Genomic DNA, 277 nt, shown 5'->3' on the forward strand with positions numbered 1-277 from the left:
TACCTGGAAGACGAAGCCGAGCCCCATCATGAACGCGCCGACAGTGGAAACCAGGTTGAGCGGTGCCCAGCCCAGGTCCCATCCGTACGTGTAGAGGCGTCGGGTCATGCCCATGAAGCCGAGCGCGTACTGCGGCATGAAGCAGACGTAGAAGCCGATGTTCCAGAGCCAGAAGCCCCATTTGCCCAGGCGCTCATCCAGCTTGAAGCCGAACATTTTCGGCCACCAGTAGTAAATCCCTGCGAGGTATCCGAATACGACCCCGCCGATCAGCACT

1 protein-coding gene is annotated in these 277 nt (G+C 59.6%); it reads right to left on the reverse strand.

Annotated features, from left to right (window positions below; translation table 11 throughout):
• On the reverse strand, positions 1 to 277 hold a 277-nt coding region (locus LD028_RS08910), incomplete at both ends, for a cbb3-type cytochrome c oxidase subunit I (RefSeq protein ID WP_237811603.1).

This window comes from Anoxybacillus sp. LAT27 (genome assembly GCF_022030075.1).
GTDB lineage: Bacteria > Bacillota > Bacilli > Bacillales > Anoxybacillaceae > Anoxybacillus > Anoxybacillus kestanbolensis.